This is a genomic window from Candidatus Brocadia sp. (assembly GCA_021646415.1).
In the GTDB taxonomy this organism is placed as follows: domain Bacteria; phylum Planctomycetota; class Brocadiia; order Brocadiales; family Brocadiaceae; genus Brocadia.
On sequence record SOEU01000001.1, the window covers coordinates 243058 to 260557 of the forward strand.

13 protein-coding genes and 1 pseudogene are annotated in these 17500 nt (G+C 43.0%); 8 read left to right on the forward strand and 6 right to left on the reverse strand.

The features are described 5' to 3' along the window. Window positions 1-19: 19 nt before the first annotated feature. The 5 genes from E3K36_00975 to E3K36_00995 form a co-directional block, all read right to left on the reverse strand. Window positions 20-307, reverse strand: a complete 288-nt coding sequence (locus tag E3K36_00975) for a hypothetical protein (GenBank protein MCF6153833.1) — start codon at window positions 305-307, stop codon at window positions 20-22. Between the two features lie 180 nt (window positions 308-487). Then, window positions 488-1081 carry an SLATT domain-containing protein gene (locus tag E3K36_00980; GenBank protein MCF6153834.1) on the reverse strand — a complete coding sequence of 198 codons (594 nt, stop codon included), beginning with the start codon at window positions 1079-1081 and terminating at the stop codon, window positions 488-490. Window positions 1082-1527: 446 nt separating this feature from the next. Next, complete coding sequence (locus tag E3K36_00985) at window positions 1528-2487, reverse strand: radical SAM protein (protein MCF6153835.1); 960 nt, start codon at window positions 2485-2487, stop codon at window positions 1528-1530. Beyond that, entirely contained in the window at window positions 2478-2879 is a 402-nt protein-coding gene (locus tag E3K36_00990; protein ID MCF6153836.1) for a four helix bundle protein, read from the reverse strand. Before E3K36_00990 ends, E3K36_00985 begins: the two co-directional genes overlap by 10 nt. Before the next feature lie 82 nt (window positions 2880-2961). Continuing rightward, window positions 2962-5646: a PDZ domain-containing protein gene (locus E3K36_00995; protein MCF6153837.1), complete on the reverse strand. Its 2685-nt coding sequence runs from the start codon at window positions 5644-5646 to the stop codon at window positions 2962-2964. A gap of 255 nt (window positions 5647-5901) precedes the next feature. On the opposite strand from E3K36_00995, the gene E3K36_01000 reads away from it, so the two are divergent. The 8 genes and pseudogenes from E3K36_01000 to E3K36_01035 all read left to right on the forward strand — a co-directional run bounded on the left by E3K36_01000 (window position 5902) and on the right by E3K36_01035 (window position 16083). Continuing rightward, a complete protein-coding gene (locus tag E3K36_01000; protein ID MCF6153838.1) occupies window positions 5902-6309 on the forward strand; it encodes a helix-hairpin-helix domain-containing protein in 408 nt (135 codons plus the stop codon). A gap of 125 nt (window positions 6310-6434) precedes the next feature. After that, a complete protein-coding gene (locus E3K36_01005; protein ID MCF6153839.1) occupies window positions 6435-7667 on the forward strand; it encodes an AI-2E family transporter in 1233 nt (410 codons plus the stop codon). 4 nt (window positions 7668-7671) lie between these two features. Next, window positions 7672-9633: pseudogene (uvrB, locus tag E3K36_01010) on the forward strand (excinuclease ABC subunit UvrB). A 902-nt stretch (window positions 9634-10535) separates the two neighbouring features. Beyond that, window positions 10536-11249 (forward strand): hypothetical protein, encoded by a 714-nt coding sequence (locus E3K36_01015; GenBank protein ID MCF6153840.1) that lies wholly within the window; start codon window positions 10536-10538, stop codon window positions 11247-11249. Continuing rightward, complete coding sequence (locus E3K36_01020; protein MCF6153841.1) at window positions 11240-12991, forward strand: NACHT domain-containing protein; 1752 nt, start codon at window positions 11240-11242, stop codon at window positions 12989-12991. The genes E3K36_01015 and E3K36_01020 overlap by 10 nt, the downstream gene beginning before the upstream one ends. Before the next feature lie 309 nt (window positions 12992-13300). Continuing rightward, entirely contained in the window at window positions 13301-15016 is a 1716-nt protein-coding gene (locus tag E3K36_01025) for a proline--tRNA ligase (protein MCF6153842.1), read from the forward strand. Between the two features lie 44 nt (window positions 15017-15060). Next, window positions 15061-15606 (forward strand): DUF4416 family protein, encoded by a 546-nt coding sequence (locus E3K36_01030; protein ID MCF6153843.1) that lies wholly within the window; start codon window positions 15061-15063, stop codon window positions 15604-15606. Between the two features lie 6 nt (window positions 15607-15612). Next, the gene (locus tag E3K36_01035; protein MCF6153844.1) at window positions 15613-16083 is read left to right on the forward strand and encodes a nucleoside-diphosphate kinase; all 471 of its coding nucleotides are present in this window, start codon (window positions 15613-15615) and stop codon (window positions 16081-16083) included. A gap of 523 nt (window positions 16084-16606) precedes the next feature. Here E3K36_01035 and E3K36_01040 read toward each other — a convergent pair. Further along, window positions 16607-17260, reverse strand: a complete 654-nt coding sequence (locus tag E3K36_01040; GenBank protein MCF6153845.1) for an HAD family hydrolase — start codon at window positions 17258-17260, stop codon at window positions 16607-16609. Between the last annotated feature and the right edge of the window lie 240 nt (window positions 17261-17500).

Here is a 17500-nt window from a genome sequence, read left to right on the forward strand (position 1 = left end):
ACGGGAGCAGGGTCTGGACTCAATAAACGCACACTCCCTTGCTCCTTGAAGAAAGGGACTCCGGCTTCCTGCGGGGATGTCCCCGCAAAATTTGAGTACTGGCGCAACGAAATCCGATATTGTTGTTCCGGTTGTCCGGATTGTTCCTGTTGCGGTTGGCGCACCGGCATCTGTTACCTTCATTGTTCCACGAGCCGCCGCGCACAACACATTCGACCCCACCCCACAAATTATAACGAATACCTTGTAGCTCTCCTAAGTTTTGCATGGATACATTTTCAGTACCGTTATTTTTCAGGAGCGACATAAATAAGATTTTCAGGGTAAAAGAGAGTTCTAAAAGTAATCACGCGCATGTTCTGTTTCTCCACCCCCCTGCCTCCGCCAGCGGGGGTGCAGGGGGTGGACACCTGTCAGGGAGATTTGTATTTACTATTCACTGAATGCATGAATTAACTATGTCACAATATGGGCAAAGCGCAATTGTTTATTGATTTCTAGTCTGATTTGTAGCTCCGGCGGCTTTTTCTATCTCTTTCAACACCGTTTGAAACTCACTCGCCCACAGTTGCGTCTCATTCTTTACCATTTCCCGTATTTTCAAGATAAATTCTTTGCATAACAAAAGGGCCTCTTTTGCCTGTTCCGGAGTGGAAACACTACCTGAATATGCAAGCCTGTTCTTCTCCCAGTCGAAACAAAAGGTTTCCAGTAGCCGGTCCAGTTCCATTCGGGTAAGCATGTATCTCACCCAACCACTGGTCAACCCTGCAAACCGATCCAGTGCAACAAGAATGGCGGCAACTGCTATTGCTATGGTAGCCCAAAGAGGATTGAGTTTGTCTGTAAGAAGGATCTGACTCAACACGGGAATAATGCCTGATGCACCGGTTACAATAATGGCGCCCACACGCAAACTATATCCCCATACCCTTTTACTCTGGCGCTTTTTGTCGTACCAGGTTATTGCTTTCTTGGCTTCCTGTATAACGTACTCATATAGTTTTTTCAAAGAAACGTCGAATTCGCCTGAGTTCCAGGACAACACAGGAAATGATTTTTCATTTTTGTCATTTGACATGGAAAGAATCCTTCCTTTCTATATTGAGGTTTAATCGATACAGCAAGTAAGATAGAGAGAAGAAAGCACTGATACTAATAATAAAATATCAGATACGGCTGAAAGTCAAATGGTATCTTCTTCCGGATTATCGCTGAGGATTTTTATTTCTTTCATTTTTCTCTTCCTGATTTCACAGGGATGGACAAGATAAAACATTCTGTTCATTCCTGTTTAACTGGACTCGGGTATTTTTAATCCTGATAATCGTTCCACTGTTCGCTTACGACGAAGTCCGTGCCACCCTTTGAAATTCCTGAATATTAAATTAGGATTTCGGCGACTTGCACTACACCTTTTTACAACAAAATTCCACCCCCTTACCCCTGCCAGCGGGGGACAGTTTGTTGTCTCCCTCAGTTAGGGAATTACGGGGAGGAGAAAAGTTTGAGATTCCTTACATTAAATTATCCACCGGTTTTGAACAGGCGCTTTTGCACCAAAATCTTTTCGAAACGCTGACCCCAGTTCATGCCGCACAACGGCTCTTCAGTGATATCCGGATTTTTACAGCCGCATACATAGGCATGAATCCCATATTCCCTGGCCCAGCGTGAAATCTGTTCGTAGGCCCGTCTCCTATATTCCAAATCCAGGGCAAGCACGCGAGACTGCTCTGCAAGTAAATTCATGGACTTACTGTTTTGGTAATACCCCATTATCTTTGGCAGAAAAGACGTATTCCCCAATGCTTTATACAAGTTTTTCTTTATCTGCGGTCTCAGGAATAGGTAATTAATACCCGTAGAATCCACATTAAGTCCCTGAAGTGTCCGAAACAAGGCCGTTAAGTTTGTTTCAGTATCCGTAACACCAGGAATCAAAGGGTCTAATTTTACTTCAGGCACAATACCTATCGTACACAGTTTTTCTATATTCTGAATTCTTTCCTGTGGCGTTGCGGCATACGGTTCTATCTTCTTTTGAATATCCCGGTTTAATGTGGTAATACCAATTTGAACATGCACCAATTTTTTATATTGACTAAATAACTGCAGGAATTTTGTGGGAATCCGGCCTTTGGTAAGCAGATTTATACCAATACCATATTCAAGCAAAACTTTCATCAACGCATAAGTTACCTTGAGCACTTGAGGGATGGGTTGCAGGACATCACAGGTTGGACTAAAAAATACATAGGCGGGTAACTTTCGGCGTATGGGCAATTCTTTTTTTAATTTTTCGGGCATATTCCCGTAAACAAGTACCTTGCCGTCACCCGGATAAATCGAGTAACCCCTTGCATAGCAATAAGCGCATTGATGAACACAACCCAGGGACGGATTAATCGAAGCCACTTGGCTGAGACATTTTAAGGTGGATCTGGTAAGGACGTATCCTTTACGCTCAATAAAATCTATCTGCATGAGATTGATTTCGGATTGCGGAATTCGGATTTCGGATTTTGAACTAACTTTTTATTGTTCCTTGCAGTTTTGATGGATGAAACGATGATGGCTATTATTTCATCATTTTCCTGCATTAATGAATTAAGAAAAGTTTTATCGATAATTTCCATTTCGTTTATTAACTCAAGCCAAAACAAGGTTTCATCTGCCTCTTCTTCCACAATGGATAGCTTTGAAATAAAATCAGCTGTCGACCTTGCGCGACATGAGGCTCTGTAGTTAGCAGCAGTTGAAGTTCCTGAACGAAATATCTGGTTACCGATTAATTTCCCTTCCATGTTATTTGGAAACATTCGGCAAAGTTTAATGATACTTTTGGCAAATTCTTTTGTTCTCTTTTTCATATTCATTGCGGTCCATTCTTTTCTCCTTTTTATGTATTAATATTTTTAGATCCAAAATCCGAATTCCGCAATCCGAAATCGTATACGTTCATCTATTTAACACCAGCCCCCAATCGCTTCGATATAACAACAGATTTTCCGCAATGGTATCATGAAAGATATCGTGGTCTCCCTGATTGTCAATTAATATCCCAACGCCGCTAATTTCTTCGGTTTTTGATGGAGATGAAACGCCCTGGCTGTTACCATTTGCCTGATAAACATCATTCCCGTAAAAATCTGCCAATACTCCGATGCCCTTTTCCAGGCCAACACCCTGTGAACTTGTTTCGCTCCGATAAGTATCATTCCCACAATCATCCACCAGAAATCCAATGCCGGTGTCATGTCCACACCCCTGTGAAACACCATAAGTACATTCGTATGTATCGTCTCCAGATGTATCTTTCAACAGTCCGATGGCTGAATGTATACCCGCGCCCTGGGCATAGCGCCCGGCGTAATATGTATCATTACCCTCTTTGTCACACAATAATCCCAAGGAATAATAGTATCCACTGCCTTGTGAGAAATAGTCCCCACGATACTGATCAGTGCCTTTTTGGTCAATCAGCATACCAATTCCGCCTGATGCGCCAACAATGGACTCCTCTGGTCTGATACCCATCCCCATCCCCTGAGACATGGATTGAAAAGATTTTTCCGGATCACGAAAATCCGGATATTCTCCCCCGGCAAAGTAGAAATCGTTTCCGCAAGAATCCACCAGGACGCCAAATCCTTTGGTAAATCCCACTCCCTGAGCGAATTGCCGGCTAAAATAGACATCATTTCCGCTAAGGTCATTCAGCAGTCCCGCCCCGAAGAAGCCCATTCCCTGATTTGCAACGTGACCGCTGTAAAAATCGTTACCGTCATTATCTCTTAACACTCCGATTCCAAACAGGCAAGACCCTTGAGAAAAATCCTGGCTCACGTATTTGTCATTTCCCCTAAAATCTGCCAGGAGACCAATTCCAAACCTTCCGGTACCCTGAGAAAATGGGCCGGATGCATTGTACACATCATCCCCTGATAAATCGATGCAGATAGCGACAGGGATATCCTTGCTGGATGAGCCTGCATTATTAAAGTAATAATCATTACCTCCAAGGTCGATAATTACTGCCGCATCGGCATAATAATACGATGTACCTTCCCCACCCACAATGATTTTACCAATGGTTGTGTCCTGGACAAACAAAATATCACCGGCAAAATCCTGCAACAGTTCAGTACCCCCTCCCCCGAACCCCCTCCCGCCAGGGGAGGGGATTCTATCTATTGATAATAAATCACCGGGATGTGTCTTTTTTAGAGCGTCTATTCCCTGTTCACTGTGCCCAGGGACAAGTTTACCCAGCAGCACTGATGCGGCCTCGAACAACTTTGACAGATTCACCTTTTGAGATAGCGCCAGTAACCTGGCAAGGTCTTGTGTCTCAATCTTCTCGTCAGGCAGCCAAATTTTATGGGCGTTTTGATATAGGAATTCAAGCTCCTCCTGAGGCAAGTTACCGAATGCTTCTTTTATAAGAGAAACGGAGGGTGCCAAGCTATCGATGATAAGCTGGAGTTGTCCTTGCAAAGGATCGGTAGCTTCCCTTTTTTGTGTTTGATCAATATCTGGAGAAACCTTTGGGGATTTCATAACCACCCCTCTTTCCCCTCCTTCGCAAGGAGGGGAAAGAGGGGTGGTGAAATGAAAATCTTTCACATTGTCTCCTTCGCAAGGAAGGGATGAAGAGGAGGTAGAAGAAAAATCTTTCAAATTGTTCCCTGTGGAAAGGGGGGGTGAAGAGGTAATTTCCGACGTGATGTTGAGATTATTTGACGTAACATCTAACAGCCCTGCCACATACTCTATTTGAGCGCAAATGTCTTTGCTACAAAACGTATCGACAATGACCTGTCCAATTTTTGATGTATCAAACGGGTGCAACATGAAATAATTTACCATGGACAAACGAAACGGATTGGTCTCTTCATTGGATTGAAATCCTTCTCGAACGTATGCCTCTTCACCAATCCTTTGCAAGGTTGCGCCAAGCACGTCCTTGTATCTTTCGTTTTTGATGGCAAATTCAATAAAACTTGTCCCCGTGTGTTTTGAATTGGAAGGCGTTTTTAGTTCTTCATTCGGAGATAGATTTTCCATCCTCCCATCCCCCCCTTCGCAAGGGGGGGATAAAAAGGGGGTGTTTTTATCCACTTTTGTAAGCTCGTGACCTACCTTTGAGATAAAAGAAGTAACTGGTTCATGTACGTTCTTGAGTAGTTTTCCGAAAAGCCTCGGCTTAAACACCATTTCAGCGTTATCTCTGCAAACGGTAAGTACCGGTACACCTCCTGTACCAATGGCTTCTATGGTCTTCTTGAATTGGATGAGATTGAATTCATCCTTACCTATGGTAGATTCGTCATTAATCTTCGTAATAATATCACCTGCCTTTAAACCAGCCTCAGCGGCGGGTGATCCCTGTGTAACCTCTTTGACCAGAATACCCTGTCCTTCTGCATTTTCCATAAAGATACCCAGCCACCCCTTATTGAAGTTGACCTTATCCTTCCTGAATCCCATTTCTTCGAGGGCAAAGAAGTTTTTGGTGTCAAAATCCTGGCCATACACAGAAACCTGTATAGTTTCATCCGCTAAAATATCCGGGCACATAGCGGATACTATGAAGACACAAAAAAAATAAAAAGATATGGAATAGAAGATTTTGTTGAACATGATCAGGCTAGTTTTGTACTATTGTAAACGCTATAAATGCAATGACAAGCCATCATGAGAGTGTCGTTCCCCTGAAAGTGGGAATCAAGGAAATAGCAATCGGAAATTCAGAATAATAGAAGCAACTTCCAAAAGCAAAGGGAAAATTTTATAAGACTACAACATTGTCTTGAATCCTTTGAAATTACTGTTAAAATAAATAGAATTTGAGAATGTGACCATTCATAAGGATGCCTGAAAAGTCTTGTGATTGTTATGCCCATATCACAGAAGCCGTCCGATAATTTCTCGCCCACAAAAAAACAACTTATTGTCATTTATTTTTTGGCAACAACGTTGTTTATCGGTACCATAATTAAAATTGGCATGGACAGGCATTGGTGGCTACCGGAAACTGAAGTTGTCAGTAATCTTAAACCCGAAGATATAAAAGTCAAACTTGATGTCAACAATGCCCCCTGGTATGAATTGGTCTTATTGCCAAAATTGGGAGAGGTAAAAGCAAAGGCCATCGTTGCCTACCGCGAAAAACACGGCAATTTTAAGACATTGGATGAGTTGTCCAATGTCAAAGGCATAGGGACGTCCATTATAGAAGCCATAAGAGATCACATAAAGATCGGATCAGACACGACCGGTGTCGTTTTCAATAACCAGGAATAAAATTTATGTGATTACCCAACATTTGATGGAATCTTTAAGGATCTTATAACCTCCCCTTTTCCCCCTCCTTCACAAGAAAGGGACGAATGGGAAATCTTTACTAGATATTAAACAAATTCGAATTTATGGGAAACGAGCGACAAAAAATATTAGATAATCCATGTGCCCGTGTAATACTCATTGGGTTTTCAATTATTGTTTTTTTCGCGTTTTGTTATTTTCTGAGAGGGACGCTTATCTCCCTTCTGCTGGCGTTTATCATTGCTTATATTTTTAATCCTGTAGTCAGTTTTCTTGAACAGAAACACATACACCGGGTATTTGGGATTGTTATTCTTGTAAGTGCTGTCCTCCTGTCAACTGCAGGATTTCTGGCGTATGCAATCCCGAAAACAGCTCATGGAATTTATCAAGTAGGCAGCATTGTTAAAGACCGCTACCCAAAATATCAGGCTACCATTGAAGCATGGATTAAAAAATATGAGGACACAGAATTTGTTCAATCAATTAAGTCTTTACTAAAAGAGCGCATGGAACCCGTCCTCGACCACGATCGGGGAAAGATTGAACCAACAGACAGAAAAGAATCCGGCAGGAAAGAAAGTCCCATTGTTCTGGAGAAGGATGCCGATGAAGAATCTCGTCTGAAAAAAGCACGTCTCATTGAAGCAGTATGGGGTCTCAAAAAATATCTTCCCCAGGCTATCGGTTTCTTCCTGAATATCGGCAAGAATATCTTCTATAGTACCTTTGGGTTTTTAGGTATTATCGTAAATTTTATCATCTTCAGTGTCGTATCGGTTTATCTGCTCAAGGACTTCAATCTCATTGCCCAAAAAATAAAAACCCTTTTTCCTTTATCAAAAAGAGACCAGGCAATGAGTCTTTTATCAAGAGTAAATGATAATCTCCGGTATTTTCTCCGAGGCCAGCTTATAGTCTGTCTTCTCCTTTCTCTTATCTATAGTATTGGTTTAACAATTATCGGAATTCCTTTGTCCTTTCTTATCGGCTTTATCGGTGGCTTTGGCAATCTGATTCCCTACGTTGGCACCGGTACAGGAATTGTGCTGGCTTCTACGCTTGCACTCTTCCAATTTCACGATCTCAAACATATGCTCTATGTGCTTTTCACTTTTGGTATTGCGCAATTGCTTGAAGCAACCGTGATAACACCGAAGATTATGGGGAAGGGGTTGGGGCTGAGCCCAGTCATGGTGATACTCTCCATCCTGATCTGTAGTCAGTTGTTTGGATTATTAGGGTTACTGCTGGCCGTACCGATTGCCTCTACGGTAAAAGTTTTTGTTGACGAGTTCATGGCAAAATACAAGTCTTCGCAGTATTATAAGGGTTAGTTATATGTCTATTTTTCAGCTAGTTTCATCTTTTACACCACAAGGAGACCAGCCTCATGCCATACAACAATTGGTGGAGGGTTACCGAAAAAACGCCAGGTATCAAACCTTATTGGGCGTGACAGGTTCCGGCAAGACCTTTACCATGGCTAATGTGATTGCTGCCCTGGAAAAGCCAACGCTGGTTATGACTCATAACAAGACCCTGGCAGCCCAGCTTTACAGCGAATTTAAGAGCTTCTTCCCCGAAAATGCCGTGGGATATTTCGTCAGTTATTACGACTACTATCAACCCGAGGCGTATATCCCGCAACGGGACATCTACATAGAGAAAGAGGCGACCATCAACCAGGAGATTGACCGACTGCGCCTGGCCGCAACCAGTAATCTTATATCACGGAAAGATGTTATCATTGTTGCCAGTGTTTCCTGTATTTATGGATTGGGTTCACCCGAAGAGTATCAGGAAATGTATGTACACCTCTGCAAGGGTGATTCGATAGAACGGAACAAACTCTTGAGGAAACTCATCGACATTCAATACGATCGAAACGATATACAGTTTGTGCGTGGCACATTGCGGGTGCGCGGGGACGTCGTAGAGGTATTTCCTGCCTATGAAGAAGTTGCATACCGCATAGAATTGTTTGGAGACGAGGTCGACAGGATTTCCATAATCAATCCCATAACCGGTAATACTATACAGGAGGTTAAGGAGATATCCATTTACCCGGCAAAACACTTTGTCATGCCGGAAGGAAAGATTGAAGGGGTCGTCAAATCCATCGAATATGAATTAAACGACCGTCTTAAGGAACTACGGTCAAATGAGAAATTTCTCGAAGCCCAGCGCCTGGAGGCGCGGGTGCGCTACGACATGGAGATGCTCCTGGAGGTAGGATATTGTCATGGTATTGAAAATTATTCAAGACATCTCAGCGGCCGCGCACCCGGGGAAACACCGTACACACTGTTCGATTATTTCCCCAAAGAATTTTTCCTTATTGTAGATGAATCCCACGTCTCTGTTCCCCAGATAGCAGGTATGTATCATGGCGACCGGGCGCGCAAGGAAACGCTGGTTGAATACGGTTTCCGTTTACCTTCTGCACTGGATAACCGTCCCATGCGATTTGACGAGTGGGAAGAAAAGATTCATCAAATCATGTTCGTTTCGGCAACACCTGGTCCTTATGAGTTGAAGAAATGCAAGGGCAAGGTGGTCGAACAAATTATCCGTCCAACGGGCCTTGTCGATCCTGTAATTTATGTAAAACCTGCAAAAACTCAGGTGGAAGATTTACTGAAGCAAATTAAGAAACGAGCAGAGAAAAAGGAACGGGTACTGGTCACCACGTTAACAAAACGTCTTGCAGAAGACCTGAGTGAGTATATCAAGGAAGAAGGGCTCAAGGGTATGTACCTTCATTCTGAGATAAACGCCATCGAAAGGGTTACGATATTGCGGGATTTGCGTTTGGGAAAATTCGACGTATTGGTAGGTGTCAACCTGCTCAGGGAGGGACTGGATTTACCGGAGGTCTCACTGGTAGCAATCCTCGATGCGGATAAGGAGGGATTCTTGCGTTCTGAAACCTCTTTAATACAGACTATTGGCCGGACCGCAAGGAATGTGAATGCCGAGGTGATCTTATATGCGGATGAGATAACAAATTCCATGAAGCGGGCCATCGATGAAACCAACCGTCGCCGGGTACTTCAAATTGCATACAATAAAAAGCACAACATCACCCCTAAGACTATACAAAAAGAGATCAAGAAGGGCATTGAAGATGAGGTTTCATCACACAAGATCGTTTATGAATCCGTTGCAGAAAGCGAGGAAGAATACATTACCCAGGAGTTCGTGAACGAACTGGAGGAAGAGATGCTCAAGGCGGCAGAGGCATTGGAGTTTGAACGGGCGGCAGAACTAAGGGACAAAATTCAACAGATCCGCTCAAAGTATAGCGTAAACGGCTCGCCATCAAAACCTAAACGCACCACAAAGAAAACGGTATCGAAAAGCTGACAATACCTTCCTGGCAATTGATTTTTGTACGTAATTACATTATACAGAGAGCAGCATAGCCACACCAAAGAACCCTCTGCGTCCCATGCGTGTTAAATTAAGCTGTTTTTGGGGTGACATTGGCAAACGGAGTTTGCCTGTACTTTCTTGCAAACTACAATAGTTTAAAATCTTGTGGACATGCGTAGCAACTGTCCCCCGCTGGCGGGGGCAGGGGGTGGAAATTGGAAGGCCAACACAGTGGATGATTGTTCTCTTAGCGCCAGCCAGAAGATGAAGTGTTGCAGAATATAAACGGTAATAAATAGATAGAGAGAACGGATGGTAGGCACGATTGGAGAGTCCTGTCCACCCCCCCTAACCCCCCGCCAGCGGGGGACAAAGCGAAATTAATCCGAACAAGGGGTTGATGATAATTATTGATTCTTAACTTAACACGTATGCTCCGTGTCCCCTTGCGAGGGGACACGGGTGGGTTAAAAAACTCGCAAAAACAAGTTTTTACAGGACAATACTATAAAATTATGAAACCACGGAATCCAACATTTTTCTGGATTCCCGCTTTCGCGGGGATGACATATTCGTATTTGATTAATGACGCTGTGTATATTGTACATGAAGAATAAATCCCTCATCGAAACTCAACTAAAATACAAAACTGCTTACCAAGGAATAAAAGACGAATTTCAGCGCATTGTGCGCATAGATATAGGAGTTTTCTTCAATTCGAGTGGATAAAGATTCATAATCCCCCTTAAAAAAGGGGGTGAAGGGGGTTGTAAAAAACTTGCCAAAAAAAGAAATTTCTACGCAGTAATACTATAATCCTGGCAAAAATGCATTTTAATATTCTGTATGGTGAAGATATGAAAAAACCTAATTTGGCTCAAATGCTTCAAGAAATTATTGACCTTAAGAATCTGATAAAGAAGCATTACGAAAAAAATCTGACAATATTCTTTTCAGATATCCACAAGTATGTTGAGAAATCCAAAAGCAGCCTTTTAGGAAATGTGGGTATTGCAGTCATGCTTAAAGAACTAGACAACCTTGTGACCGCAAAGGCTCAGGATAATGGCGGCTATCGGGTAAAGACGATTGGCGATGCCCATCTTTTGACCTTTGCCCGCCCTGATAATGCGATAAAGACTGCTATCTCCGTGCAAAATGGCCTGGCCTTACAAAATGAAAAGAGAACAGAAGCAGAACAGGTCCATATTCGAATTGGAATAAATACGGGATTGGTCGTAGAAGATGAAGAGAAGGATGTCATTGGTAATGCTGTAAATATCGCCAGTAGGATAGAGAATGCCTGTTTGGTAGACAGCATTTTGATAGGTGAAACAACGTATCAATGCCTAAGCAAAAAACTTAAAGCAAACTTTAAACAGTGCAAAAACCTGCTTCTCATAAAACACCACCAGCCAATTGTGGCATACTATTACATAAACAAGGACGATCCTTTAGAGGCACCGGGTAAGGAAATCACCCATAAGGTTTTAGGGCATATCATCGAAAAGGGCACAAAGGAGCTTAATGAATGCCTCTGAAAACATATATTGAACCCATAATCGAGATCAGGCAGAGGCAATCTGAAAAAGAAGACAAATTTGCACAGCTTGAAGCTGTGCCCAGACAGGATCTTAAAGAAAAGGAAGACAAATACAGCTTTGTGACTATAACCTTTTCTGAACTCTTAAAGGAGGATGGGATGGACTATATGATTATTGCCGACTCCGGGCTGGGAAAGACGACCTTCCTCAAGTGGCTTGAGGTACAGGTTGCCAGTCGCACCATAGAGCCTTCTACAGAATATATTCCCGTCTTCATTAAATTCACCGAGATGGCAACAATTAACACTTACAATGACCTCATAAACTTAATCGAGACTAAATTCATCGACATTGAGACTACAAAAGAGGACTATATTCAAACAAAATGGAAAGAAGGCAAATTACTATTCCTTATTGATGGATTAGATCAGGTCTTTGATACGGCTATCATCTCTGAAAAATTGAGAAGTAAAGACATCTATGGAAAGAATAAAGTCATTTTTACCTCACGGCCACTTGGTTACGAACAGAACAAGCGCTCCTTCGATGACAGGTATGAATATCTTCGGATATGTCCATTCGATAGCGAGAGGATCAAGGCGTATGTGCAGGAAAACTATCATGAGCCTCAATTCCAAAGGATCCTGAAAATGACCAGCACTCTTCTGGTATCAAGGCCAGAGGGGTTTGCACGTATAAAGACCCGCTCAGACCTGTATGAAAGATTTATACACCATCTTATTAGGGAAGAATCAAGGCGATACGGAACACCAGATGTCTTTGCTCATGCTGTAGAGATAAAAAAAGACCTGGTAACAGTCTCATATTCTGCCCTGAAGGCAGGTAACTTAGGCGCGTTTACTAAAGAAGAAGCTATTAAATACCTCGATAATGACGGAACAAGATTAACCCGACTCCTCCAATGGGGTATCATCCATAATCTCACAGAGACAGGAGGAACGGAGGAGATTATTTATCGTCATCAATCATTCCAGGAGTACCTTGCCTCCTTAAAATTAAAGGAGAAAATATTCAAGAATTCAAAGATAAAAGAGGAGGTAATTATTGACCACCTGGAATATCTTTACTGTGATGAGGTCTGGTTGTTCCTGATTGGTGGGCTTGAGCGCGAACAGGCCAGAGAAATAATTAACTATCTCAGAAAATATGACCACTATTTAGCTGCCCTCTGTTTAAGAGCATATAAGGGAAACAGGGAAGATTTCAAGGCATTGATAGATGGTTTGTTTAAGGAGATCCACAACTTTAAAGCAAGAGATGTATTGGTAAAAATAGCTGATACAGAGGTTGAAACTAAATGGATCGGATTATTGCAAGACGAGTATGCTTATGTTCGTGGGGACGCAGCCGAGGCATTAAGGGAGATAAAGTCAGAGAAGGCAGTTGAGGCGTTGATCGGATTGCTAAAAGACGAGGATGCTCGTGTTCGTATGCGCGCAGCCGAGGCATTAGGGGAGATAAAGTCAGAGAAGGCAGTCGAGGCGTTGATCGGATTGCTAAAAGACGAGGATGCTTATGTTTGTGAGAGCGCGACCGTGGCATTAGGAAATATTTCTCTTATGCTTAATTCATCCGACCAGGATAAACTAATATTGCAACTATCTACTTTATCCCATGAAAAAGATATTCCTTCCCATTACAAATATATCGATGCGATTGAACAAATAAAAAAAGCTACTGGCCGCAGGTTTTTAAGGATTATTCATTCGCATCCTTAAGAGGCTGATTTTGATCTATAATACTTTTTGATACACCCCTTACCGATTATTTCCCAATCAATCATTTAGTTCTTGAAAGCATGATACAAAGAATTATAATGTTTTTTTGCTTTTTAATACTAACAGTTAAAGTAACTACAAATGAAAATTGTCATTGCGAAGTTATAAGCCTGTGTTGATCTCAAAGATGGGATTGCTTCGAGTTTACACTGAGGTAAGCGAAAGTGATCACAATGACGTTTATATAGCAACTTATTTACGTCGTTCATTATTAATATTACACCAATTCTTTTAAGGAATACATTACAGATGAAATGGTCGCAAACACTGATTCCCACACTGAAGGAAAGCCCATCAGAGGCAGAAATTGACAGCCATAAACTCATGATCCGTGCCGGGCTTATCCGACGGATCACGGCAGGCGCTTACGCGTATTTGCCCTTAGGCACGCTGGTCTTGAATAAAGTTATTGATATTGTGCGGGAAGAAATGAACCGGGCGGGGGCCGTTGAGGTATTCCTTCCCGCGCTTCAGCCTTTAAATCTCCTGGAAGAGAGTGGCCGCTTGAACATATTTGGTGACGACTTGATCACCTTCGAAGACCGGCATGGCAAAACGACCGCACTGGGTCCTACTCATGAAGAAATTATTACGGACATCGTAAGAAACGAGATTAATTCCTATCGACAACTCCCCATCACGCTCTATCAAATTCAAACCAAATTCCGCGATGAAACGAGACCCCGGTTCGGAGTTCTGCGCAGCAAGGAATTTATTATGAAGGATGCCTATAGCTTTGACCTGGATTATGAGGGACTCAACAGGAGTTATAAATCCATGTACGACGCCTACTGCCGCATTTTTGACCGGTGCGGTCTTGACTACATTGTCTGTGAGGCGGACTCTGGCGCTATGGGTGGCGACGTCTCCCATGAGTTTATGGTCCCCAGTCATGTGGGTGAGGATGTGCTCATCCGATGTTTAAAATGCGGTTACAGCGCCAATCGTGAGCGGGCTGAAGCTGCCCCCATCCCGCGAGAAAATAACATAACCCTGCAACCGATTAAGGAGATTTCCACGCCCAATAAGCATACTATCCAGGAAGTTAGCGACTTTTTAAAGGTAAATCCAGGCCAGTTGGTTAAAACAATGATTTATATCTCGGATGGCCAGCCAGTTGCTGTTCTCCTGAGAGGTGACCATGAGGTCAATGAGACCAAGTTAACAAAGCTGCTTGGCCAGGAAACCGTTGCGCTTGCAGACCATACCACCATCGAACATGTCACCGGTGCGCGTGTAGGGTTTGCAGGTCCCGTAGGTCTTCAGATAAAAATCATAGCCGATCAGGCCGTATCCATACTTCGCAATTTTGTTACGGGCGCCAACAAATCAGACGTCCATTTGTTACATGTAAATCCTGAAAGGGATTTTATAATCGACCGTGTTGCCGATGTTCGCTATGTAACCAGAGGGGATAGGTGCCCGAAATGTAATCACGAGATCGACATCTCACAGGGTATCGAAATCGGACATGTCTTCAAACTAGGCACGAAATACAGCGATGCCCTCAAGGCAAAGTTCCTCGATACCAACGGTAAGGAAAAATCCATGATTATGGGCTGTTACGGGATCGGGGTGAATCGTATTATTGCCGCCCTTATTGAAAGGTCGCATGATGAAAATGGTATCATATGGCCAATTGCGCTAGCCCCATACAAGGTTATTATCATCCCCGTCAATGTCAACGATGCCGCCAGCATGCAAATGGCAAATCACATTTACGACGATCTCACGAATATTGCAGGCATTGAGGTATTGCTGGACGATCGGGACCAGAGGCCTGGTGTCAAATTTAAAGACGCCGACCTGATTGGTATCCCGATAAAAATAGTTATCGGCAAGAAATTCGTTGAAACGAAAGAGCTTGAGATAAAATTAAGGAAAAGTGGCGAAACATTCCTGACTCCGCCTGATGAAGTTAGATCGAAGATCAAGCACCTGCTTGAAGTGCTGTCGAAACCGTAAGTATAAGAATTTTGTAGTTATTTTGTAATTATCAACTTGTAACTATCTTGGGCCTAATCTCCAAACCAAAGCCGGTAAATTTACTTATTGGCATACTGACAAGTATTCCCGAAATCCTCAGGGAGATTGGCAAAACACTGGAAGGATATTTTGGCCCGATAGATCTGAAAAGTGACATACTACCCTTTCATTTTACAGATTATTATACGGGGGAAATGGGCAAGGAAATTCAGAGGCAATTTTATAGTTTTGAAAAACTCATTTCGCCCGATGAGATTGCTGCCATCAAAGTACAGACTAATACCCTGGAAGAATTCTTTGCCTCTTCAAAACAATATGCTGTGAAACGTCCCATCAATATTGACCCTGGTTACATAAATGAAAGCAGGCTTATCCTGGCTTCCACAAAGGATTTTTCACATCGTGTCTATTTGTACGATGGCATCTATGCTGAAGTAACCCTTAATTATCGCAGGGGAAAATACGAATCGTTCCCGTGGACATTTCCAGACTACAAGAGTTCCGACTATCAAAATTTCTTCCTCCTGGTAAGGGAGCTTTATGTCAGAAAGCTCAAAAGAAAGGAATAAAATCTTATGGAAAAGACTTTGATTATATTAAAACCAGATGCCGTTCAGCGTCGCTTGCTGGGAAAAATCATATCACGGTTTGAGGAAAAGGGATTTCAGATCGTGGGGCTTAAAATGACCCGAATCTCAGAGGATATGGCGAGAAAACACTATGATGTACATGAAGGTAAGGATTTTTTTGAGCCGTTGGTCAGATATACATCCTCTGCACCCGTAATCGTTATGGTGCTGAAAGGAAAGAACGCCATAGAAATTGTGAGAAAAATGATGGGTGCCACCTTTGGCTCAAAGGCAGAACCAGGCACCATTCGCGGAGATTATGCCGTTAGCAACCGTTTTAATTTGATTCACGGTTCAGATTCTCCTGCCTCTGCCGAAAAAGAGATCGGTATCTTTTTTGACAGAAAAGAACTCTTTGAGTATAACCCTGCAGACCTCGGATGGATTTATGATATGTCTACGGGAGATATTGTTTAAATGCCAAGGAATTTTAAACAAAAATTTCTTCCCCCATTAATTCCCTCACTGAGAGGGACAAACAACTATCCCCCGCTGGCGGGGGTGAAGGGGGTGGACTGGCATTGCGAAAATAGATATTTTAAGTCGCCGAAGGCCTAATTAAATACCAACGCTGGTTCAATCTTGCAGATTGAACCATATAGTTTGAATGACACCTGAGGCCTGGACTTGTGCTGTGATAAGGAATCATGCCAAATGTTTCGGTTCAATCGGGGACGATTGAACCAGCGAAGAAGGTTGTAATAAATTCCAGAAAAAACACAGCACCCTGCATCTCCCTTTGTTAAGTGGGGCTTGAGGAAATCCCCCTTAATAAACTAGGGGGCAAGGGGGTTGTTTTTAACAGCATTTACCGTGTATCCAAAAATTGCTGCCAAAGACAACTTAATTTAAGCTTTACTCTTTGCACACGGTAGGTGTCATCCCTTCCTGTTTTTCCCCTTTATCCCGTATTTACTCCCTGTGAACACAGGGTAAACGGTCATGCCAGGAGATTCAGAATTTCTTGAGGTTTTTTGATGAGTACCTGCGCGCCATTTTCCCGTAACTCTTTTTCCGTACGAAATCCCCAAAGTGCCCCCACCGGGAACATGCCAGCTGCTACGGCAGTCTTCATGTCGATGGCAGTATCTCCGAGATAGATAAACTTGGAGGGCGGGATATTCATGCATTTAGCTATCTCTTTTGCACCTGCGGGATCCGGCTTGAGGGGTGTAGAGTCACTCTGTCCCAGAACCATGTCAAATGTCCAATCTGACAGGAATTCAGCTACACACCGCTTTGTAAAATCGTCCGGCTTGTTTGACAGTACCGCCATTTTCATGCCATGCACCGCCAGCGCATCGAGCATTTCAGTCACTCCATCGTAGGGTCTTGTTTTTATCTTCCATCCTCGTCCATATTCCTCGCGGAACGACTGAACGCAGGCACGGATGGTTTCATCATTCCGCTTGTCCTCCGGGAGAACACGTCGTATAAGCACAACCGCACCATCACCAACCATAGAGCGATATGCAGCCATATCATGCATGGGAAATCCGTTTTTCTTTAGAACACGATTTGCGGCATTACCCAGGTCTTCCAGGGTGTCAAGAAGCGTGCCATCGAGGTCAAAGAGTATGGCTCTGAAGTGCATTGTATCTTCCCAGAATAATTTTGACATTCTTAGCAAAAATTCAATGAAAAAGATAGGGGCGGGGTCACCCTGCCCCTACGTTGCAATTTGCATTTTTCACCTTCCATTTTTCACTTCCGGCTTGTTCGGGCGGGAACATTCTATAGTCGGCGACAATAATTAAGATTGTTTTGATGCGTTGGACGCACCCTACTCGGGCTTATTTGTCGCTTGACTATAAATGTTATAGGCCTGAGCAAA